Below are 21,995 nucleotides of genomic sequence, written 5' to 3'. Positions count from 1 at the left end.
CTATTTTAGCCAAAGCGAGTACGTAGAACTCTTTGAAAATAAAATAAAGTAAGGAGAAGTGTATGTATCGAAAAAATAAACGAAAGGTTAGGAAGCACAATAAATGGGTGTATGGAGTACTGGCTTTACTCCTCTTATTAATGACCATTCCCATATTTCCGGAAAGGGTATCGGCCGCTACCCAAGAAATCATCGGAGGCCCTTTTTGCCAAAATAATTTGCCAGGTGGGGGCGATAGTTGGGGCTCTTGGTCAGGAAGTGGAGTAGGAGCAACGGAAGTATACACTGGCATGGGGTCGGCAAGGTATACGTGTGATGGAACTAAACAGCCGACAAATCGTTTTGTTGATATTGGAAGATCTATTAAGACTTCGGATTACAGGATTTTTGTTTACATTGAGGGGTCTTATCATACAGATATATATACATCTAATGCCGCCGCAGGCGACAGCTGGAGACCCAACGGAACGAATTTATATACATGGACTAATGTAACGAAATTCTATGCCAATAGCTATTACCAGGGAAAATGGATAGATATCACCGACTCTATTACATTAAGGGATGTACGATATTTCAGAGCGATGGGAACTAGTCAACAGACAAGTGATGAAATATCCAAGTTTGGAATTCGTATTATTCCCAAATCAGACTTGATGCCTAAACCACCCCAGATTCATGCTGGTGCAGAGGGACAGGCTGTTACAGGGTGGACCAAAGAGCCTGTAACCGTGTGGATTGATGGGGATGTGGCTCCTGAAGGATTAAAGTACTATGAATATAGCCTGAATGGAGGAGCATTTCAGCAATATATTGGTCCCTTCACTGTCAATGATCATGGTGTAAATACAATTTATGCCCGAACAGTGGACGTCAATAACCAGTATAGTGGTCTTTCTTCCGCCAATGTCCGAATAGACAGGATGCCACCAACTCCCCCCATTATAGATGCAACAGGAAACAGTAATGAATATACCATTTCATTACAACCGGGCGCAGACGATTATTCTGGACTAGCCCATACTCAATTTCGATTGTCCGGTGTTGTGAATCAGGCTTGGCAGGATTATAGTGGAGTGTTTCATGTGAACCAAGATGGCAAAAGCACGATTTATGCTCGTTCCATTGATAATGTCGGTAATGTGAGCCTGGAGGTAAGCAAAGAAGTCACCGTTGATAAAAAGGGGCCGACGGCTCCTGTTATACGGGCTAGCGAAACGGGTCCAACGAACCGTGATGTGGACATTGCCATTGAGTCAGGAAGTGACTCTACAAATGGAATTAAGAAGACACAGTATCGTTTGAGTCCAACTGGGGAGTGGCTGACATATAACGGCACTTTTACATTAAATGCAGAAGGGAGTTACGAACTATCAGCGCGGACGATCAATAATCTTGATGTGTCTAGTCCCATTGTGACTCAATCGGTCATGATTGATCGTACCAAACCCACCCCTCCGAAAGTTATGTTTTCTGAGGTAACGAATCCTAACCGATATATCAATAAACCAGTACAGTTTACACTCTCGGGTGCAACGGATACTACAGCAGTGCATTATGAATATCAATTGGGTTCTGGCGCTTATGTGCCTGGTTCATCGGGAATATTAAATAGTTCGGGAATTGTAAAAGTGACTGCTCAAGCTGTAGATGCAGCTGGAAATCGAAGCGTTCCGGTGAACGCAATGTCTTATATCGATTTGGAGCCGCCGGGCATTCAACTGACACCCAATATGCGTGAATGGAAAGATACTAATATTCATGTGAACATGCGATATGCTGACCAGTACTCAGGGATTGAACCATCGTCAAGGCAGTACAAAGTCACGAACAGCTCCGATTCACCTGAAAACTGGGAGGCTGCAGCCGATCCCATAGTCCAGTTGGATCTCTCAAATGAAGGCGAATGGTATGTCCATGCGAAGGTGAAAGACCAGGCAGGAAACATGTATGAAACGGTCAGCAGTGCACTTCGCATTCAAAAGCAACCGCAGCCGGTTGAGCTTTCGGCAACATCTGTACGCAACACAGAGGTTGATTTGCAATGGACTCTCCCCTCCGGTCTTGATGATGGTTATGTCTATACAGTCCGAAATCTAACAACAAATGAGGTTTGGGATGTTAACCATCCGACAAATTCTTTTACAGATACAGGGCTATTAGGAGGACATGAATATGAGTATGAACTGCGTTGCAGTAATCATGTAGGAGGCAATGCATATTCTAATCGAGTCCGTGTATTAACGTTACCTGATGCCCCTGAGCATGTTCAGTTGCGACCGGTCTCTCGTCATTCAGCAGAAATCATGGCCGACTTTACGCCAGTTTTTTCAGCTAATAAATATATTATTACAGCAGCGGACGCAAGCACGGGAGAAATCATATTTAAGGATACGGTTACACAGGATGTGTATAATCCGATTAAGGGGATGGAGCCTGGTAAGTATTATGAAGTTTCTGTATCCGCTATAAACGCCATGGGAGAGGGGGCAGCAAAACATGTATCTTTTTTAAGTCTACCAGACAGCCCAAGCGGATTCCGGAATGTAACCGTAAGAGAAGATGGAATCGACTTGAAGTGGAATTCTGTAATCACTGCCACCTACTATGCTCTAGAGCGAGATAAGGTCTCGGTTTATAACGATGTGTATACAGAATTCACCGATACTGAGCTTCAGGCGGGAACGGAGTATAACTATCGTATATCTGCTGAAAATGAAACAGGATTTGGAGACTATGCTCATCTCGGCGTTATGACATTACCAGAACGGGTAACTACACTTTCAAGTGTAACGAAGGATGTATATTCTGTTGGTGTAGCGTGGCAAGATGTGCAGGGGGCTGAAGGGTACATTTTGAATGTTAACGATGAACCAAAGGTGCAAATTCCGCGTGGTATCCATTCTTATACTTTTGAAGGTTTGCCAGCAGGTAGATCTGCCAATATAAAAATTCGGGCTTACAATCGAAGTGGTACAGGTTTGGATGCTTCTATCAATGCATTAACGCTACCTAATTCGGCCTTACAACTTGCAGCTGTAGATGTTCGCGAGCACGATGCCACATTGATATGGGCTCCGGTTGACGGGGTAACTCAATATAAGGTAACAATCAACGGTCAAAATTATTATAGTACGGAACCACGGATAGTTGTATCTGGTTTAGCAGGTGGGAGTAACTACACTTTTCAAGTGAGCAGTGGGAACAGCAGTGGTTACAGCCCGCCAGCGTTGGGTGAACTGCTGACGCTCCCGCCTCAAGTACAAAATGTAAAAGTTACAGAACTTGAGAATAGACAGATTTCGCTGACCTGGAATGAAATCAAGAGTGCTTCCCAATATGCAGTAATCCGCAAAGATACAGGGGAAGTTTTTGACACTAGAGAAGCTTGCATCATACTTTCAGATATCCAGCCTGGTATAATTTACTCGTTTGGTATACAGGCGATGAATACTACGGGAGAAGGCGACGTTGCTCCCTTTACGTATCGTACATTGCCAGGTCAAATACCAAATCATAGGTTGGTTGTGAAAAGCGTAACGGATACCGATTTGCTTATTACATGGCCAGAAGCTCCGGGTGCGGATGCTTACAATGTCTACAAAAACGAGATGCTTATCGGCCATACGACTACTCAAGAGTTTAAAGTAGACGGATTAGATAGTTCTACATTGTATCGTATTACTGTTAAGCCAGTGAACACAAGCGGTGAAGGTAAGCAATCAGAAGGTCAGGTTGAGACGTTACCGTCTTCAGCATTTGCGTTTTCGAAGACAGAAACAACCAATAGTGAATTTATCATCCATTGGGAGTCAGAGCATGAAAATGATATTTTTGTTCTCGCTAGTGAAGGAGTAGTCCTATATCGTGGTAAGGATCGAGCTTTTATCTGGAGACAGCTGAGAGAAAAGCAATTGTATACCGTTCAACTTTGGGCAGAAAATAGTCAAGGAAAACGCACAGAGGCAAAAGAAGCGAGTGGTAAAACTACAGGGAATATTGTAGATACAGGTGGTGGAGCAGGAGGAGCCGGGAGTGTAAAACCGATTCAGACTGTTGTAGAGGAGCCGATAGAAACAAAAACAGAGTTCTTTCAAGGCTCAACAATCGAGACAAAGCCAAATCATTTTAGCGACATTGATCGGGTATTTAATAGAGAGAAGATAAATACGCTTGCTAATTTGGGTATAGTTAAAGGAACATCCAGCACACTTTTTGAACCGAATAGACCCGTAACACGTATGGAATTTACTTCGATGCTTGTTCGTTCTCTTAAATTACCGCTCGAAACAGATGTGACTCTAGACTTCGAGGATATTGATCTATCTGCATGGTATGTTGATCTGCTCAAAACAGCAATTAAGGATCAAGTTGCTCGAGGTTTTAGTAGCAAAGCCTTCGGTCCAGATCGGGTCATAAATCGGGAGCAGGCCGCTAAAATGGTGAATAACATTATCAAGGCTACACCACAGCAAGAAAGCAGTGTATACTCAGATTCCTCTCAAATTGTAGAGTGGGCCAGAAAGGATGTACTTGGTCTAACTGAGATTAATTTAGTACAAGGATATCCAGACGGCAGCTTTCGTGCCAAACAGGAAGTTACGCGTGCGGAAGCGGCTGAGATGATTTATAATATGCTTCAAATGAAGTAGCCAAAATAAGGGGGGCGTCGGCCCCCCTTATTTCTGTGTACTAGCTTATTCCGCAATAGCGGGATTTATATTGGATGCTCTGTAGGCAGGGACGCCATTGATGAGAGCGGTTCTTAGTTGAATATACCGGATACCATAATAGCTGGTTGTATTGTTTAATCCAGAGGAAAGTACAGTTATTTTATAATATGAAAAAGGAATCTCATTACTAAATTGATAGGTTATTTTTGCAGTACTTGGCAAAGCCTCTACTTGTCCTAACCTATACCAGTTTTCTCCGTCATTCGAGCCATGAAAAGAAAACGAAAGTATAAAAGCTCGAAAAGATGGTTGGGCTAAGAGAATATCATTGATCGTTTTGCCTGTATCTAATTTAAAAATGATTTCTCCACCTCTACCGCTTAAGCTGCTTTCCCAATAAAGATTATTATCGATTAGAACATTTTTCGGAAAAGTATTTTTGCTATCTCCGTTCGTCGTAACATTATCTTCAGTTATTACGGCGGGTTCCATGGAAAACGAATAACTGTCTGGATTTTGACTGAATTTTGTCATGTTGATTTACCTCCCTTAGTTATGATTTTTAATATGCTGAACACCGTTGTTGTATATGATTTATATGAAACTCTCAATGAATGTATACCTAATGGCAACTAGTTATCTCGTGGACTATACTAGCAATGACAGAATAAGAACCTAACGTAATTAAAAATTAAACGATATAGGAGGAAATAAGAAAAGGGTGCCGTTTTCGGGTTCTTAACTAGCTCATTCCAAAGACTAGGCTAGTTTAAATAGAAATGTTTGAAAGAAAGAATATGAATAACTTGAATAACTATTTTAGGTGCGAGAAGGGGAATGTATGAGATATGAAAATATACACTTATTATTTAGCAGATGGTGTATTTCCTTTGGATTGGGAAGTTTGCTTTAGTACGGTTGAGGAATACAAAACCAAATTATTTGAGAAGTATATCGCTTCCCAAGAATACAATGATTTTGTAATAGGCGGATATCATGTGCTTACCAATAAAATAGATGCGATTCTGAATTATGCTTTAGAGGATTTTCGAAAGGAATTTCCTCATAATTATGAGTTGCGTTGTCCCGCTATGATATTCCCGCTGCCGAGAGGCGATGAGAGTAAGGGTGCCGAGTTTGCTATTATTTTAAAACGAGATAATGATGGAGATACGATAGTCTATTCCCCACTTCCATTATCATATTTAGAAAAAAGTTAATACTGTACTGGAAGAAAAAGGGAAAACAAGTGCTGGCTAATGTAAATACAAGATTATTTTAGAGCTGTGAAGAATATAAAAATATAAAAATGTTAAAAACATTTGTGATCTGTGATTAACCCTCACATTGAGTATATTTGTGTCCGAGACATCTTATTAACAAGGAACTCTATTTGAAATAAAAATAATGAAAAAAGGCCCTAATGAGGGCCTCCAAATAGTATAGGTTTTAGGTATCTGCCTATGCATTATCCTTTCTGCTTGTAAAATTCATGGTACAACTTCATCAACGCACGCTTTTCAATTCGTGACACATACGAGCGAGAAATTCCCAGTTCTCGTGCAATTTCCCGCTGTGTTCGTTCTTTTCCTCCGGCTTCCAGGCCGAATCGGCCAATCACCACTTCTTTTTCACGCTCATCTAAAATATCCAGATTGCGATAAATTTTACTCTTCTCGATTTTGAGCTGTACCTTGTCTACAATATCGTCCGCCTCGGAACCGAGGATATCGATTAAAGTAATCTCGTTGCCTTCCTTGTCAGTTCCTATAGGATCGTGGAGAGATACGTCTTTACGTGTTTTTTTCAAGGATCTTAAATGCATCAGGATCTCATTTTCTATACAACGGGCTGCAAATGTTGCCAGTTTTGTTCCTTTTCCGGTCTGAAAGCTTTCAATAGCCTTGATCAGTCCGATGGTGCCGATGGATATAAGATCCTCCAAATCTTCGCCGGTGTTGTCAAATTTTTTTACAATATGGGCCACCAGCCTTAGGTTATGTTCAATAAGTGTGTTACGGGAATGTGCGTTGCCTTCGGCAAACAGCTTCAGGTGTCGAGCTTCCTCTTTCTCAGTCAATGGCTGCGGAAAGGCGTTGTTTTTCACGTAGGAAACGAGTAGCGTCAATTCCTTGATGAACAGAGCGATAGCACTAAATAGTCCGGGCACGGATGACACCTCCTGAGGTAGTTGCGAACTTACTGGACTTTGTTACTTACCAGGCTTGCGGTCTGTTTATTGTATGTAGGCAGGTGCCCATCCGTGCCTGTACTCCGAAAACTGCTTCGTAACAAATTGCCAGATATCTTTCTTGAGCAGCATTAATACATATTTCAAATCGTCAGGAGTTTTTCAACATGCAGGATCATGAGTATTTCATCAATTGGACGACATCCTTGTTTAAGGAAGGATTTCACATGGTTTATTGGATGGCTGCAGAAGCAACGGCCGTTAGAAAGATAGCAGTAACTACATTTCGTACGATGACTCTACAATCAAACTCGTTTATACTTTAAATTACTCAACAGTGAAAGCAATGGATATGAGGTGGATTAATGATTCTGGTAAGTTCATGTTTGGCAGGCATGAAGGTGCGATATAACGGGACGGATAGCCTGGATGTACATATTCAGAAGTTGGTAGAGGAAAAGAAGGCAATGACGATCTGTCCTGAGCTACTGGGGGGCTTTATGACGCCGAGAGAGCCTGCTGAGATTGTTGGAGGGACAGGGGAGGATGTGCTGACTGGCACCGCCAAGGTGATCGAGTATTCAGGCAATGATGTCAGTGATATGTACATTAGAGGTGCGCACGAAGCTTTACATATAGCCAGAGAGGTTAACGCGTCACTTATTGTTTTAAAAGAAAACAGTCCGTCCTGCGGATCGGCAGCGATCTATAGTGGAGCATTCGAAAACCGTAAAATTGCAGGCAATGGGGTAACCTCCGCCTTGTTAAAAAGGGAGGGCTTTAAGGTCATATCAGAAGAACAAATATCGGAAATTTTCTTGCATGAGAATATGTAATGATAAAACAAGCGTCTTAATCGCTTACTGGCTTATAGCGGTGAGCGCAAGACGCTTGTTTGTGCTGTGTTCGCTTTACACCTGTGTATCACATTATTTAAGCTTTAAGGCCAAAATCCCCAAATACTCCTTGAGGGCTGTCCCGGTTGTAGATATGGCCCCAGCAGACGGTGAAAGTTTGGCAGCATACAGTGACAGCTTTTCACTTGCCAGATAGTCGGTTGGATAAGCTGTGGCTTGCATACCTGCACGCTGAAATTCCAGTGCAGCACGGGGCATATGGAATGCGGAGGTCACCAGAATAGGTTTTGTGAGCTGGTGCTGTTTTAAAATTTGGGAGGTATATACGGCATTTTGCTGTGTATTTAAGGAACGGTTTTCGATGAAGATGTCCTTTGCCGGAATACCGAGTCCTACTAGCTGCCTCTGCGCAATATTCGCTTCGTTACCACTGTCTCCAAACACTTGTCCACCGGAAAAAAGAATAGGTAGACCTGTTGCTTCATGCAGTCTAGCCGCAGTGAGCAGTCGGTTGGCCGCAGACCCTAACAGATTACCTTGTCCATTGATGTCGGGAGTTCCCTCTGTAGCTCCACCCCCAAGTACGACAATAACATCGCCTTGAATGGTACGGGGCTGTGGATACTGCTTTTCCAGACTACGGATTAACAAATCTCCAGCCAAATTGGTCGATGAAACATACAGCAGCAATGTAACAAAGAGCAGTACCACAGCAGGTTTACGCGCCCGTTTCCATAGCCAGATTACAAGCCCTGCCATCACGAGGATGAACAAACCGGGAGGAAGCACGAAGCTGTATAAAAATTTGATGAAATAAATCAAGTGCAGACACCCTCCTATCCTTATAAGCTTTATCTATTGGGTACATTGTAACATAGGCCAAAGACTGGATTCCTCTGTTCGGAACCCTATCCCATGAACAAGCGTGCTGGAGAATCGAAGCTTTTACCTATATATTTTTGTTTGATAAAGTTGTCCCGTAGGCGTAATATATAAAGTCTAGTGATTTTTTTCATTAGAGGAGCGAGAGCATCATGGGAGAGTTAACGACAGCCAAGCGGATAATGATGATCGCGCTACTGGTTGTATTGTGGGGCATTTCTTGGCCCATCTATAAAGTTGCACTGGAATTCACGCCTCCCCTTTTGTTTGCAGGACTACGCACACTGTTGGGTGGTCTGCTATTGGGAGCGATTTTAGCACCGAGATGGAATCGCATTTGCTGGAAAGAAAATTGGCGGGTGTATGCTATTTCAGGTATTTTTAACGTAGTACTGTTTTACGGCTTGCAAACCGTGGGGCTCATGTACGTTCCATCAGGCCTGTTCTCTGTGCTGGTATATCTTCAGCCTGTGCTGGTTGGCATTTTTGCATGGATGTGGCTGGGGGAAGCAATGTCCAAGCTCAAAGTGATTGGATTGATCATTGGATTTCTGGGCGTGGCAGCTGTCAGTGTCGGAGGATTTTCAGGACATGTGGCTATTGCAGGTGTAATTATTGCCATTGTTACAGCGGTGAGCTGGGCGTTGGGAACCGTGTATGTGAAAAAGGTTAACAAGCGTGTGGATTCGTTGTGGCTGGTCGCATTTCAATGTACACTTGGAGGCATCGTGTTGACAGGAGCTGGATCGGTAACGGAAAGCTGGTCAGACATCGTATGGAATGTTCCATATGTGTCAGGACTGGTGTTCGGGACTGTGCTGGGAATTTCACTATCCTGGCTGCTGTATTTCACGCTGGTCAATTCGGGAGATGCTAGTAAGGTCGCTTCCTATACGTTTTTGGTGCCGGTGATTTCGGTATTTGTCAGTTCTATGCTGCTTCACGAATCGATTACGGCTTTTCTGCTGATCGGTCTGGTATTAATCGGCTTTAGCATTTATCTGGTTAATCGCAGAGTGAGGGTAGTACGGCAAGCTTGAAATTAATAACTTAATAATAGCAACAAGTAAGGACTCTGCTCAGGTAGCAGAGTCCTTTTTTTATAGGTGACAGAATGTAATGAATGATGGTAACAAGGTTCCCACTCTAGGGAGTTGGTTAAGCTATGGATGACAGCACACTGTCACATAAAGAAGGGAGATGCGGACGATGGCACGGAAATTATTGATAACAGGAGCAGCGGGCACAATTGGAAAAGTACTCTACGAAGGGCTAAAAACGGAAGGGAAATATGAAATAACCGCCGCCGATGTGAAGAGGGATGAAGAAACAGGGATTGTCGAACTGGATATACATGATGCTGCAAGATTGGCTGAACTTACACATGGAGTGGATACGGTATTGCATTTTGCATGGATTAAGGATGAGGGGGATTTCCTCGGTAAAGTACTGTCTGGCAATGTAAGCGGAGCGTATAAGCTGTATGAAGCTGCAGTCAGAAATGGGGTAAAGCGCATTATTTTTGCCAGTTCCAATCATGCCACAGGGTTTTATAAAGTAGGCGAAACCATAGATGTAGAAGATCCCTACCGACCGGATAGCTTTTATGGATTGAGTAAGTGCTACATTGAACTGCTGGGACGGCTATATGCCGATCAGGGCAAAATATCTTCAATGAATATCCGCATCGGTAATTTTCCTGGGGATGATCGGCCGCATTCGGAGCGTGCTGCTCATATATGGATCTCCGAGCGCGATATGATCCATCTGACCGTCTGCTGTATCGAGGCCCCTTCGGAGATGAGTTATCTTAATTTGTACGGTACGTCAGCCAATACGGATAATTATTATGACATTGGTTACTTGGAAGAACTAATCGGATATAAGCCGCAGGATAATGCCGCTGAGCTGCTGGAGCAGGCCAAGAAAAACGGATTTCGAGTAAAACAGGATGAAACCATTTTTCAGGGTGGGCAAAAGGAATAGAGCAGATCGTCCAAATATGCTTGACGAATGGGCTGAAGGCGTCGATCAGGCGCCTCATATCACATAAAACTTCACAAATATCAGAATTGTTCACTCCTCTGGACACTCCTTTGTTCATGAAGCATGAGAGGCTTCACTTTTCATTTTGAATGCGCTTACATAATATATAGTTATACGGCGGCAATGCTACAAACCTTGCAGTCGGTAATGTATATAGAGGGGGAGTGACTCACATTGAATCAGCCTATGCCCAAAAATTCTGCAATGCTTACGACGGATTCCCGCTTGAACGGTAGGCTGGGAACAGGCAAGAAACACGGTTTTTTCTATGAACTGATCCGCAATCGAGTATTATTTCTGATGTTGTTACCTACTTTAATCTTTTTCTTCATAAATTCGTACATTCCTATGGTTGGCATTTATTACGCATTTACCCAGTTTGACTTTAATACCAGCCTATTTGAGGCCCAGTTTGTCGGACTCCAGAATTTTCGCTTTCTATGGCAATCCGGCACGCTGACCAAATTGACATTGAATACAGTTGGATATAATGCAGCGTTTATTTTACTCGGCAACGTGTTAGCGATTGTCCTCGCTATTTTGCTGAATGAGTTGCGAGGCCGCTACTTTAAAAAGATCACTCAATCTGTGATGTTTCTTCCATACTTTGTTTCCTTCGTCATTCTAAGTGTCATCGTGTATAACATATTTAATTATGATAATGGTTTTCTGAACACGCTGCTCGTGCAATTTGGTGGTGAACGTGTGGATGTGTATAACAAACCATGGGTGTGGATTTTCCTGATTATCCTGTTCTATTTGTGGAAAAATCTCGGCTACAGTATGGTAATCTACCTGGCAGCGATCACAGGGATCAGTGACGAGTATTATGAGGCAGCTAAAATAGACGGAGCCAACATTTTTCAACGAATTTGGTACATTACCGTTCCTATGCTCAAGTCAACATTCGTTGTGCTGCTGTTATTTGCACTGGGTAGTATTATGAAAGGACAATTTGATCTGTTCTATCAGTTAATCGGTAACAACGGTGTGCTGTACAATACGACGGATATTTTGGACACTTATGTGTATCGTTCCTTGAAAGTAACTTTTGATGTGGGTATGGCTTCGGCCGCAGGCGTGTATCAATCCCTGTTCGGATTTGTACTGATCATGACCGTGAACTATATCATTCGCAAGCTGAACGACGAATATGCCTTATTCTAGAAAGGAGGACCGAAACGGATGGCGATCAAAGAGGATGTATACACTCGACTTTTTAAAATTATCTCTTATGTGATTATCATTGTGGCATCCATTGCTTGTTTACTCCCGTTCCTACTTATTATTTCGGCTTCACTAACCAGTAATGAATCGATTATCAGGGATGGCTATCACTTCATTCCACAGCAATTCTCGCTGGAAGGATACCGGACGGTGTTCACCTTTCCTGAAGAGGTGTTGCGGGCATATGGGGTGACGATTTTTACCACGGTTGTAGGTACGACGCTGGGCCTGTTCCTGATGACGATGGCCGGATATGTGCTGGCACGCAAAGATTTTAAATACCGCAACGCGTTTTCATTCTATATTTACTTTACGACGTTGTTTGGAGGCGGATTAGTACCTTGGTACATTATGCTCACGAAGTATTTGGGGCTGCTAGATACGTATACAGTGCTTATTTTCCCGGGATTAATGACTCCATTTCTGATCATTTTGATGAAAAACTTCATTCGTTCCTCCATGCCGGAAGAACTGTTCGAGTCCGCTAAAATAGACGGTGCGGGTGATTTTAAAATTTACTACCGAATTGTACTGCCTTTATCTACACCGGGTATTGCCACTGTGGGGCTGTTTCTGGCTTTGGCTTACTGGAATGACTGGTTTTCATCCTCACTCTTTATTAATGACCCGCATAAATACCAGTTGCAATACTATCTGTATAATGTCATTAACTCCATGCAATTTATTGCTCAAATGGGTGCAGGTACCGGCGTGTCCCTGTCCAACGATATGCCGACAGAGTCGACCAAAATGGCAATGGCGATCGTGGTTACGGGTCCCATTTTACTCCTGTACCCGTTCATTCAGCGTTACTTTGTCAAGGGGCTGACGATTGGTGCGGTAAAAGGATAAGCGGCACTAAAGGCTGAGATGGCATAATGTGCTGACATTGTGCCATCCAAGCAGCACTTTTTGTAAGCGTTTTATTTAAACGGACTACCATTTCAAAGGGAGGATTCACATGACATTCACAAAGAAAAGAAAACAACGCATGTCCATCCTGATTGCAGTAATGGTTATCATGGCGCTCTTAGCCGGATGTGGGGGCGGTAGCGGAAACAGCTCACAAAAAGCAAATGGAGAGGATGATAAAGCCCAGAAAGTACAGCTGCAATTTTATATGCTGGGTGATGCTCCTAAGGATCTGTCTACCATTGAGGCAGAGATTAATAAGTTGGCAGAAAAAGATCTGAATGCCACCGTCAAATTTAACTATACGACGTGGACAGACTGGGATCAAAAATATAAGCTGTTATTGTCTTCGGGTCAGCCTATCGACCTGATCTTCACTGCAGATTGGACGCAGTATCAGGCCTATGCCAAGAAGGGGGCATTCCTGCCGCTAGACGATCTGCTGCCTAAGGCCGCACCTGCCTTGCAAAAATTCGTGCCTCAGGACATGTGGGATGGGGTTAAAATCGGAGGCAAAATTTATACCGTGCCTGGCACGTATAAAGAATATGTCACAAACGGTTTTGTATGGCGTGAGGATTTACGCGAAAAGTACAATTTGCCTAAACCGACAGACATCAAAAGTTACGAGGCTTACATGGACGGGATACGTCAGCATGAGCCTAGTATGAAAACGGTATCTTTGAACAGTGATATCAAGGGAAATCTGCATGATCGTTATACCGAATTAGTAACGAAGAGTATAGGTGCTTTGCCTTATGGCATTGGTATCAAATATGAAAAACCAACAGAGGTGTATAAATATTGGGGCTCAGATGAACAAAAAGAAGAGCTGAATACTTATAAACGCTGGGCTGATAAAGGATTCATTCCTAAAAACGTATTAAACGTAAAAGATACGCTTCAGGATCAGGTCACTTCTGGTAAAGCTGCGAGTATTTTTGGCGACAACCCAACCCGGTTTAATGATATGGTCATTAAGCTCAAAGCATCTCATCCCGACTGGAAGCTTGAGTACTATCCATTCCCGCTGACAACAGGCTATGCAACTCCGGTGCATCCGATCCATAATGGCTTTGCAATTCCAAAAAGCAGCCCGAACCCAGCCCGTGCATTGGCCTTTTATGAAAAGCTGGTAACAGACAAACGTTATAATTTGCTTACGCAATATGGTATTGAAGGCAAAAACTACGAAGTCAAAGATGGTTACTATCATATGATAGGTAGCGGCAGTACGAATGGATTTTCACGGGAAGGAATGAACAGCTGGGCTTGGCGTAACCCGGAATACATGCTGTTTGATTCAGGCTTTGACCGTGTGAAGAAGATTTTTGCCGAGCTGGATAAAATCCAGAAGCCTGACCTGTTTACCGGTTTTGCAGAGGACTATACGACCTACCAAGCAGAAAAGGCGGCATTAGAACAGGTCGAGAAGCAGTATCTGTACCCGCTTCAAGCTGGGCTGATCGACAATGTTGATCAAGGTCTTGAGACTTTCATGCAAAAGGCGAACCAAGCTGGTTTGGAGAAGATTCAAACCGAATATACAAAACAATGGGAAGCCTATGTGAAGGAGAAGGGGATCAAGTAAAACGTTAAGAGCTGTGATCTAAAGTAGAAGCAAGTCTCCAGAAAGTTGGAGGCTTGCTTTTTTGATATCGCCTATTGCGCATTCGCTTTAGAACGGCGAAAATCTGTGGGTGTCACGCCTAAACTGCGTTTAAACATACGGTGGAAATAAGAGCTACTCGCAAACCCGGTTTGTTCTGCCACGTCAGCCACCGACCAGTCGGTCTGTTCCAGCAGCTCACAGGCCTTGCGAATACGAAGCTGCTGGATGACGTCTACGATGGTAGACATGGTTTGTTGCTTATAAAGCCTGCTGACATAAATTGGCGACATATCCAGCTCTTCCGCAATCTGATTGAGACAGAAATTAGGGTCCGTATAAGCTTGCTCCATTCGTTCGTTGATTTGTTGTACCAATCGTTCTTGCTTTGTATTTCGTTTTTCCGCCAGATTGGAGCGAATCTGTTCAAAGACCAATTGGTAATGAGCAATAAGATCCTCGGCGGTCTCTAATCGATCTGCGGATGGTAATTCAGGTTTAGATTCGATAGCAAATCCATTGAGCTCACTTATATGCCGAACGGCATTATTCACACTCATGATAAGCCGAGATATTGCCACCCGCACAGAGGAAAACGGATATTGCTCCATATGCATCAACAGATCTTGGAACATCCGGTGTGCATCCTCCGTATGACCAGATAGCAGCGTATCCAGCAATTTTTTTTCTTTATCCGATGGAAATACATAAGTATTTTGGACATCTTCATCTGTAGTGTTTCGCGCATCAATAATACAGCCATGACCCTGAAAAAAACGGTGCATAGATGCGTTCTCTACCTGGCGGTACAGCAAATGCAGCCGTTCTGGTTGACTTGTAATTACGCTGTAGGTTAGTGATACACTTAGCTTCAAATATTCGAGACAGGCTTCGCGTATTTGGCGTAATAGGGTTTCCAGTAGTACCGTGTCTGTATGTTCCGCAGGGTCTAAAATGTTGAGCATCAGCAGGACGCTATCCTCATCCATATCAACGGTCTCCACCCGATATGTTTGCCCGCATATTTCAGAAGCGATATTCATGATGGCAAACTTGTAAGGTAGCAGATCAGGTCCACGCTCGCTTTGCCAGCGGGCATATTCATCTATGCGCAGGAGTACAAGCCGATAGTCTTTGTCGAACTGAAATGTAATCCCAAGCTCGCGCAGTCGTTCCGGTTCTTCACCAGCAGGAAGATTTCGGATTCCCCGAATCACATTCCGTAAAATGTTTTGCCGAATCGTGTACATACTGTTGCGTTTCTCCGATTCCAGTGAATTCATATGCACAACAATTTGACCAATAGGCGTATACAGCATTTTGGACAGCAGCCAGGAAGCTACAAATCCTGCCATTCCGATGATGGCCGCGATCAGTACCATGGCATTACGAATAACACTCGCCATTTTGATAACGCTTTCATAAGGTGTGACACTAATATACTGCCAACCTAGTCCATCCGGGGAAGTATAGGAAATCAGTGATCTTTTACCATGAAAGTCTTCTACAAAATAGCCTGTTTCCTGTTTTTTGACTCTAGTGTGCAGCCATAGCTGTTCTTTTTCGTTCAAAGCTTCGTCTGTCAACGTTGTACCAGATAACAATCTGCCTTGATCGTCTAAAATATAAGCAGTCCCACCTGAGATGGGGGTCGACGCCATTTCCTTGTTCATCCAGGCCGCTGACACGTTCACAATCACAGCCGAATTTATCGCTTCGTTCGAGTTGATTGCGTCATAACATAAATACGTATAGGCTACGATGTCTGGGCTTGCTTGCTCTACGCCAGCTTCGGAGTCTGAGGCAGACAGCAACGGATACGTGCGTGGAATAGGCGTAAAGGGTTTGTAGTCCTGATAATGATCCAGCACGCGAATGATGTCTGTATCAGCCAGTTCATGCTTGCTGAATAACCCGTTTTGGCCTTGTGAGGACGCAATGTAGAAGGTGTCACTTTTAGGGTTATACACGTAGATGGATTCAATATAAGGCATGGAGTTAAGATAATTATTTAATTCGGTCATGGCAGCGGTTACATCATATACATTGGGCTTGGGATAATACAACAGCTTGGATAGGGTACTGCTGCGATACATTTGAAATGCCAACGATTGAGCAATAGATGTCATGTTGATGACCTCTTTGCTTCTCAACGTTAAGCTATTGTGATTGGCTTCGAACGCCTGCTCCTTTTCCACGCGAATATAGTAGAAATAATATACAGTGGTGGATACCAGCAATGTTAGTGTTATACATAACGTAATGCTGACCAGCAATTTGCTGTGTAGCTTATGATGCTTTTTGAAATTGCTCATATGAACAGGCCTCCTGTCTGTGTGCACGTAGCTGTAAAGTACACCCTATTTATGTATTCATTATACGTATGATCTTATGAACAGGACAGTGAACAAACCGATTCTTTGTGAAAAATAATGATTTTTCCGTAAAAAGACCGGGAACACGTATACGCAAACTGGATTGCGTCGGTTCCCGGCCGTTTTTATTGGTTCAAATGAAAAGAAGCAAAGATGAGGCGGCACTTCAATCAGTCTGGAAATTGAACATTACCTTTAACGATATAGGCTTGGCCTGTGCCATTTTCGGCTAGAGCTGGGATGGTATCGTTCAGTACGACACCGCGAATGTCCGTAATCCGTATTTTCAGAGGCTGTTTTCCTAAGTTAGTACCCAGAAAGTGGTTGTAATCCTGTTTTTCGAGATTGAGCCATTGCCCATTTTGTTGGACCTCCATTTTTAAGACTGGATATTTATGATTGCGTACTTGAATGGCTGCCCACCATTGGCTGCTGCCTTCTTTAATGCGGTAGGAGACATTGCCACTAACCGGAGCTTTGACAATTTTCCATGAAATATTGATTTTTCCATCCTTTTGATTGCCGATCAGGTTGAAGGCATTCGGAGATAGATCAAGTGCGCCACTCGGACCCTCAGGATATAAATCTGTTACATAGACGGTCGTTTTTCCTTTGGGGCCTTGGACTTCTAGATAGGCTCCAGCTAATGCGGCTTTGATTCCGTTATAATTCAGTTGTGTGGGGTTAAGCGCTGTAATTTTGGCATCAGAAGGGATAGGGTCAAGCAGTAATGCTCCTCCAGAGTAACCTGATCCTGTATATGTGGCGTACCCGGTGTATGTATCATTCCAAGCAGCTGAAGCGGGAAGTGCGAACAATACGACACTTAGCAACGACGTCAGACCAATCGTTTTGAACTTTCGGAACAGAGATTTTTCTTGCATAATCATTTCCTCCTTGTTCATTTAATAGATTTATATAGTAAATATAAACACTATATTACCTAATATTCCAAATTGTACAATAGGACTTTGAGGCAAAAAGAAAATGTTGAAGATATTTGTCAACATACCCATAGGTCATATGGCGTGTTTTTTGAGAAATAGCTGTACAGATAAAGAATAAGGGGAGGGTCAAGTAATGGGGGGCGAAACTAGGACTTTTGGATGAAGTCTTTTAAATAGAATAAGCGAACTATTGTTCTCGTTTTGATTGTCGTATACAATCGAATCATGCTGATTCAAATAGAGTAATGTCGACTCTGTGTATACTGCAAGAAAGGATGTTATGCATCATGATGGGAAGAGCCCATTTAATTATTGGAACCGGGGTCTCCCTATCGGTATTAGCCTTAAGTGGATTCGAAGTGACTCCGGCTGCCGTGGCAGCCGCTGTGGTTGGTTCATTGCTGCCGGATATTGACGAGCCTAACTCAATGCTTGTGAGCCGTGCGTTACCGAACAAAATGCTTAGGCTCATACAGCTTCTAATGATTGGGGCTGCGGGTTGGGTGTTTTTCACCCGTTTGGCTCCGCCACCCTGGAATCTTGTTTTGGCTTTGCTGATGATCAGCGCTTCTTTTATGCCGTCACGGTCTATGCGTAAAGTTATCATTTTTCTAATTGGTATCGGCCTTGCCTGGTATGGGGAATCATATGCACCGTGGAATTATATCGCCGGGTGTCTGCTGATCATATGTACGCTTGTTCCGCACCGAGGATTGACGCATACGGTATATGGGACAGTAGCATGGACCGCGCTGCTTTACGGCACGACACGTTTACATGGCGACAGTATATGGCTGGCTGGAGGTATAGCGTACTTGCTACATTTATTGGCAGATTCCTTGACGAATAACGGAATTAAGCCTTTGCCGCCATTCAAATGGAAGCTAAGATTTAGATTAATGAGCACCGGAACCCGGAAGGGAGCAAAGGTAGAAAATATCTGTATCACCTTAACAGCTGTACTTGTAGTGATTGCTTTGCTTCGGTACAAGCATTTAATTTGAGAACTTCTATTTTTTCTTCTATTAAATTAAAAAACAGTCAAGCACACGTATGTGTCTTGACTGTTTTTTTATAGATTCTTATTCTCTGTTACTTCTTAAGCTCGTTCAATAATGGTATTCAGTGTTGTGCGATCCAGATTTTGAACCAACTTAATGATCAGTTCCTTGGCCGCATCATAATCATCGGTGTGAATAATGGACGAGGAAGTGTGGATGTATCGTCCACATATGCCGATGACGGTAGATGGCACACCAATTCCGCTCAAGTGCACTTGACCAGCATCCGTTCCCCCAGTGGAGATAAAATATTGGTACTTGATTTTGTGAGTTTCCGCCATGTCCTGCACATACTCCACAATTCCGCGGTGTGTAATCATACCTGGATCAAAAACCCGCAACAGTGCGCCTTTACCAAGCTGTCCGTATGCGTTCGGATCTCCACCCATATCGTTGGCAGCACTGCAATCCAGTGCAAAGAAAATATCCGGCTGAATCAGATTGGCAGCTGTGCGTGCACCGCGCAGTCCCACTTCCTCCTGAACCGTAGCTCCTGCATACAATGTATTTGGAAGCTGGTCCTTTTCCTTATGTAATGCCTCCAACAGCTCAATGGCCAGGCCTACACCATATCGATTGTCCCATGCTTTAGCCATGATTTTTTTTGGATTCGCAAGTGGAGTGAAATCACAGATCGGAGCGATCGCCGTTCCGGGTACAATCCCCAGATTTTGCGCCTCCTGTTTGCTGTCTACGCCGATATCCAGGTACATATGTTTGATGTCCATCGGTTTGCTGCGTTGCGCTTCATCAAGCAAATGTGGTGAGACAGATCCAACTACACCAATGATTGGGCCATTTGGGGTCAATACTTGAAGACGTTGTGACATGATGGCTTGGCTCCACCAGCCTCCAACCGGCTGAAAACGAATCATTCCATTTTCCGTAATGCCATTTACAATAAAACCAACTTCATCCAGATGTCCTGCCACCATTACACGTGGGCCACTTTCTTGCCCGCGCAGTACACCAAAAAGACTGCCCAAACGGTCCTGCACGATTTCATCCGTATAACCGGATATTCGTTCTTTAACCCATGCCCGCAGCTCACGCTCATGTCCAGGAATGGAAGGGAACTCTGTTAAGGTTTTAAACAATTCCAATGTTTTTGCTTCCATGATGTATACCTCACTCCTTATTAATTAACCAGTGGTCGTCATGTATTCAGTATGAATGGATTTGTACGGAATGTCCACGATATCATTTTCCTGACATAACATTTCCCCAAAAAGCTCATAATGTTAAGGAGCCAAGCAATCTGAACCGCCAAGCGCGGAACTTTTGAATAAGGGGTGGTGAATGATGCCAGCTAAGTCAGGACAGCGCGGTTTTCGTACCAATTCGTCGCCGTTGTCCATAAATGAGAAAGACTATCAAAGTGTTTCCCAAAAGCATGAACCTTCCAGAAAAGTATTTGCCAATTGTGTGCGTGCTTTTCTGGTTGGTGGCGTCATCTGTGTGATTGGGCAGGCGATTCAGGAAGCCTTTATGGCAGGGATGCATATTCCAGCCAAAGAAGCTGCGGCACCAACTGCATCCATGATGATCCTCTTGTCTGTTATATTAACCTGCATCGGGGTCTACGATAAGATTGCCCAATGGGCAGGAGCGGGAACCGCTGTACCCATCACAGGTTTTGCGAACTCAATGTGTTCAGCTGCATTGGAGTATCGTTCCGAGGGATTGGTACTTGGAGTGGGTGCAAATATGTTCAAGCTGGCAGGCTCCGTTGTCGTATTTGGTGTTGTGGCCGCATTTATCGTGGGCGTTATATACGCAATCCTCGGTGTGGGGGGCAATCACTTATGAGAAGACAGGGAGGACAAACCTGGAAGTTCGAGTCGAGACCGCGCATCATTGGGAGTGCAACTGTTGTAGGCCCGGATGAAGGAGAGGGGCCGTTGTCCACAGATTTCGATTATATTTATGACAATATCGAAATAAACGAGAAAACATGGGAAAAAGCGGAACGAAGATTAATTGAGCATTCTACAGAGCTTGCGTTAATTAATTCAAATTTAAACAAAGAGGAAGTGCAATTTTTCATAAGTGGTGATCTGATGAATCAGATTATCAGCAGCTCATTTTCGGCTAGCAAGCTTGCTATTCCTTATTTAGGTGTTTTCGGAGCCTGCTCAACGTCGATGGAAAGCTTGGCTTTAGCAGCACTTATCGTGGATTCAGAGGCGGGCGACTACGTGATGGCGGGTACAACCAGCCATAACTGTACTGTGGAAAAACAATTCCGCTATCCTAATGAATACGGAGCACAGAAGCCCCCCACAGCTCAGTATACTGTTACCGGTTCCGGTGCGGCCATTGTGGGACATGCGAAGTCAGGGACGGTGGTAGATTGTGCTACTATTGGGCGTGTAATGGATATGGGCATTAAAGACCCCTTTAATATGGGCGGAGCCATGGCTCCAGCGGCGGCGGACACGCTTTTGTCTCATTTTCGAGATACAGGCAGGGACCCAGGCTACTATGATCTTATTGTAACAGGGGATTTAGCCTCCGTAGGGCTGCCGATTGCCAAGGAGCTGCTTAAAAAAGATGGATTCGATATGAATCAAACGGAATTTAATGATTGCGGTTTACTGATTTACGACATCAATAAGCAAAAGAAGGTCATTGCAGGTGGAAGTGGTTGCGGATGCTCAGCTGTTGTAACCTATGGACATCTGTTAAAGCGGATCGAAAAGGGAGAACTACAAAAGGTGCTGGTCGTGGCGACCGGAGCGTTATTGTCTCCTTTGACTACACAGCAGGGTGAAAGCATTCCATGTGTTGCACATGCTGTAGCTTTTGAAGCGGGAGGAAAAGTATGATATTTCTATGGGCTTTTTTAGTGGGCGGTGCCATTTGTGTCGTGGGTCAGTTGATGATGGATGTAATCAAATTGACCCCGGCACACACAATGAGTACGTTGGTGGTAGCAGGTGCAATTGCCGACGCTGTCGGAATATATGATCCCCTTATCAAATTTGCTGGAGCGGGTGCGACGATTCCAATTACCAGCTTTGGTAACTCACTCGTACATGGTGCACTAACCGAATTGGAAAAGGACGGATGGCTTGGTGTTATTACAGGGATCTTTAGTCTGACAAGCGCAGGGATTTCCTCGGCGATTATTTTCTCTTTTCTGGCATGCTTGTTTGTTCGTCCAAAAGGAAGCATATAGCAGGGTGCTTTAAATGGGATAAAAAAAGTAAAAT

Annotated in this window: 18 protein-coding genes; 12 read left to right on the top strand and 6 right to left on the bottom strand. The window is 43.7% G+C overall.

Features of this window, described 5'->3' with window-relative positions:
* Window positions 1–62: 62 nt before the first annotated feature.
* On the top strand, window positions 63–4,652 hold the full coding sequence (locus C400_RS0121915; protein WP_017428202.1) for a fibronectin type III domain-containing protein: 4,590 nt from the start codon (window positions 63–65) through the stop codon (window positions 4,650–4,652).
* A gap of 45 nt (window positions 4,653–4,697) precedes the next feature.
* Here C400_RS0121915 and C400_RS0121910 read toward each other — a convergent pair whose 3' ends face one another.
* Window positions 4,698–5,207 (bottom strand): discoidin domain-containing protein, encoded by a 510-nt coding sequence (locus tag C400_RS0121910; protein ID WP_016821660.1) that lies wholly within the window; start codon window positions 5,205–5,207, stop codon window positions 4,698–4,700.
* 314 nt (window positions 5,208–5,521) lie between these two features.
* Here C400_RS0121910 and C400_RS0121905 point away from each other — a divergent pair, with 314 nt between their 5' ends.
* Window positions 5,522–5,893 (top strand): hypothetical protein, encoded by a 372-nt coding sequence (locus tag C400_RS0121905; protein ID WP_016821659.1) that lies wholly within the window; start codon window positions 5,522–5,524, stop codon window positions 5,891–5,893.
* Between the two features lie 248 nt (window positions 5,894–6,141).
* On the opposite strand, the gene sigK is transcribed toward C400_RS0121905, so the two are convergent.
* A complete protein-coding gene (gene sigK, locus C400_RS0121900; protein WP_017428201.1) occupies window positions 6,142–6,843 on the bottom strand; it encodes an RNA polymerase sporulation sigma factor SigK in 702 nt (233 codons plus the stop codon).
* Between the two features lie 386 nt (window positions 6,844–7,229).
* Here sigK and C400_RS0121890 point away from each other — a divergent pair, with 386 nt between their 5' ends.
* Entirely contained in the window at window positions 7,230–7,700 is a 471-nt protein-coding gene (locus tag C400_RS0121890; protein WP_017428199.1) for a DUF523 domain-containing protein, read from the top strand.
* A gap of 93 nt (window positions 7,701–7,793) precedes the next feature.
* On the opposite strand, the gene C400_RS0121885 is transcribed toward C400_RS0121890, so the two are convergent.
* Window positions 7,794–8,543: a YdcF family protein gene (locus C400_RS0121885; RefSeq protein WP_017428198.1), complete on the bottom strand. Its 750-nt coding sequence runs from the start codon at window positions 8,541–8,543 to the stop codon at window positions 7,794–7,796.
* Window positions 8,544–8,755: 212 nt separating this feature from the next.
* Between C400_RS0121885 and C400_RS0121880 the strand changes: the two genes are divergently transcribed.
* The 5 genes from C400_RS0121880 (at window position 8,756) to C400_RS0121860 (ending at window position 14,379) form a co-directional block, all read left to right on the top strand.
* Window positions 8,756–9,643: a DMT family transporter gene (locus C400_RS0121880; RefSeq protein ID WP_017428197.1), complete on the top strand. Its 888-nt coding sequence runs from the start codon at window positions 8,756–8,758 to the stop codon at window positions 9,641–9,643.
* 169 nt (window positions 9,644–9,812) lie between these two features.
* A complete protein-coding gene (locus C400_RS0121875; RefSeq protein WP_017428196.1) occupies window positions 9,813–10,589 on the top strand; it encodes an NAD-dependent epimerase/dehydratase family protein in 777 nt (258 codons plus the stop codon).
* A gap of 234 nt (window positions 10,590–10,823) precedes the next feature.
* Window positions 10,824–11,816: an ABC transporter permease gene (locus C400_RS0121870; protein ID WP_016821653.1), complete on the top strand. Its 993-nt coding sequence runs from the start codon at window positions 10,824–10,826 to the stop codon at window positions 11,814–11,816.
* Window positions 11,817–11,834: 18 nt separating this feature from the next.
* Window positions 11,835–12,728 carry a carbohydrate ABC transporter permease gene (locus C400_RS0121865; protein ID WP_016821652.1) on the top strand — a complete coding sequence of 298 codons (894 nt, stop codon included), beginning with the start codon at window positions 11,835–11,837 and terminating at the stop codon, window positions 12,726–12,728.
* A 109-nt stretch (window positions 12,729–12,837) separates the two neighbouring features.
* Window positions 12,838–14,379 (top strand): extracellular solute-binding protein, encoded by a 1,542-nt coding sequence (locus C400_RS0121860; RefSeq protein ID WP_016821651.1) that lies wholly within the window; start codon window positions 12,838–12,840, stop codon window positions 14,377–14,379.
* Between the two features lie 71 nt (window positions 14,380–14,450).
* Here C400_RS0121860 and C400_RS0121855 read toward each other — a convergent pair whose 3' ends face one another.
* Window positions 14,451–16,712, bottom strand: coding sequence for an AraC family transcriptional regulator (locus C400_RS0121855; RefSeq protein ID WP_017428195.1), 2,262 nt, complete (start codon window positions 16,710–16,712; stop codon window positions 14,451–14,453).
* 230 nt (window positions 16,713–16,942) lie between these two features.
* Window positions 16,943–17,656 carry an expansin EXLX1 family cellulose-binding protein gene (locus tag C400_RS0121850; RefSeq protein ID WP_017428194.1) on the bottom strand — a complete coding sequence of 238 codons (714 nt, stop codon included), beginning with the start codon at window positions 17,654–17,656 and terminating at the stop codon, window positions 16,943–16,945.
* Between the two features lie 350 nt (window positions 17,657–18,006).
* Here C400_RS0121850 and C400_RS0121845 point away from each other — a divergent pair, with 350 nt between their 5' ends.
* The gene (locus C400_RS0121845) at window positions 18,007–18,723 is read left to right on the top strand and encodes a metal-dependent hydrolase (protein WP_016821648.1); all 717 of its coding nucleotides are present in this window, start codon (window positions 18,007–18,009) and stop codon (window positions 18,721–18,723) included.
* Window positions 18,724–18,818: 95 nt separating this feature from the next.
* Here C400_RS0121845 and C400_RS0121840 read toward each other — a convergent pair whose 3' ends face one another.
* On the bottom strand, window positions 18,819–19,898 hold the full coding sequence (locus tag C400_RS0121840) for a M42 family metallopeptidase (RefSeq protein ID WP_016821647.1): 1,080 nt from the start codon (window positions 19,896–19,898) through the stop codon (window positions 18,819–18,821).
* A 184-nt stretch (window positions 19,899–20,082) separates the two neighbouring features.
* Here C400_RS0121840 and spoVAC point away from each other — a divergent pair, with 184 nt between their 5' ends.
* Genes spoVAC through spoVAE form a run of 3 tightly spaced genes read left to right on the top strand, consistent with a single transcriptional unit; the run spans window position 20,083 to window position 21,961 of the window.
* Window positions 20,083–20,589, top strand: coding sequence for a stage V sporulation protein AC (gene spoVAC, locus C400_RS0121835; RefSeq protein ID WP_016821646.1), 507 nt, complete (start codon window positions 20,083–20,085; stop codon window positions 20,587–20,589).
* Window positions 20,586–21,608: a stage V sporulation protein AD gene (spoVAD, locus tag C400_RS0121830; protein WP_016821645.1), complete on the top strand. Its 1,023-nt coding sequence runs from the start codon at window positions 20,586–20,588 to the stop codon at window positions 21,606–21,608. Before spoVAC ends, spoVAD begins: the two co-directional genes overlap by 4 nt.
* On the top strand, window positions 21,605–21,961 hold the full coding sequence (gene spoVAE, locus C400_RS0121825; RefSeq protein ID WP_016821644.1) for a stage V sporulation protein AE: 357 nt from the start codon (window positions 21,605–21,607) through the stop codon (window positions 21,959–21,961). The genes spoVAD and spoVAE overlap by 4 nt, the downstream gene beginning before the upstream one ends.
* Window positions 21,962–21,995 lie beyond the last annotated feature (34 nt).

Source organism: Paenibacillus sp. ICGEB2008 (assembly GCF_000307675.1).
Taxonomy (GTDB): domain Bacteria; phylum Bacillota; class Bacilli; order Paenibacillales; family Paenibacillaceae; genus Paenibacillus; species Paenibacillus polymyxa.
The sequence above is the reverse complement of the archived record's forward strand: the minus strand, read 5'-3'. Positions and strand labels throughout refer to the sequence as shown.

Coding starts and splice junctions, on each gene's coding strand:
- C400_RS0121840 (WP_016821647.1), bottom strand. CDS start 19,898: ATGGAAGCAAAAACATTGGAATTGTTTAAAACCTTAACAGAGTTCCCT.
- spoVAE (WP_016821644.1), top strand. CDS start 21,605: ATGATATTTCTATGGGCTTTTTTAGTGGGCGGTGCCATTTGTGTCGTG.
- C400_RS0121915 (WP_017428202.1), top strand. CDS start 63: ATGTATCGAAAAAATAAACGAAAGGTTAGGAAGCACAATAAATGGGTG.
- C400_RS0121855 (WP_017428195.1), bottom strand. CDS start 16,712: ATGAGCAATTTCAAAAAGCATCATAAGCTACACAGCAAATTGCTGGTC.
- C400_RS0121880 (WP_017428197.1), top strand. CDS start 8,756: ATGGGAGAGTTAACGACAGCCAAGCGGATAATGATGATCGCGCTACTG.
- C400_RS0121890 (WP_017428199.1), top strand. CDS start 7,230: ATGATTCTGGTAAGTTCATGTTTGGCAGGCATGAAGGTGCGATATAAC.
- C400_RS0121875 (WP_017428196.1), top strand. CDS start 9,813: ATGGCACGGAAATTATTGATAACAGGAGCAGCGGGCACAATTGGAAAA.
- C400_RS0121845 (WP_016821648.1), top strand. CDS start 18,007: ATGATGGGAAGAGCCCATTTAATTATTGGAACCGGGGTCTCCCTATCG.
- spoVAC (WP_016821646.1), top strand. CDS start 20,083: ATGCCAGCTAAGTCAGGACAGCGCGGTTTTCGTACCAATTCGTCGCCG.
- C400_RS0121850 (WP_017428194.1), bottom strand. CDS start 17,656: ATGCAAGAAAAATCTCTGTTCCGAAAGTTCAAAACGATTGGTCTGACG.
- C400_RS0121905 (WP_016821659.1), top strand. CDS start 5,522: ATGAAAATATACACTTATTATTTAGCAGATGGTGTATTTCCTTTGGAT.
- C400_RS0121860 (WP_016821651.1), top strand. CDS start 12,838: ATGACATTCACAAAGAAAAGAAAACAACGCATGTCCATCCTGATTGCA.
- C400_RS0121865 (WP_016821652.1), top strand. CDS start 11,835: ATGGCGATCAAAGAGGATGTATACACTCGACTTTTTAAAATTATCTCT.
- C400_RS0121910 (WP_016821660.1), bottom strand. CDS start 5,207: ATGACAAAATTCAGTCAAAATCCAGACAGTTATTCGTTTTCCATGGAA.
- spoVAD (WP_016821645.1), top strand. CDS start 20,586: ATGAGAAGACAGGGAGGACAAACCTGGAAGTTCGAGTCGAGACCGCGC.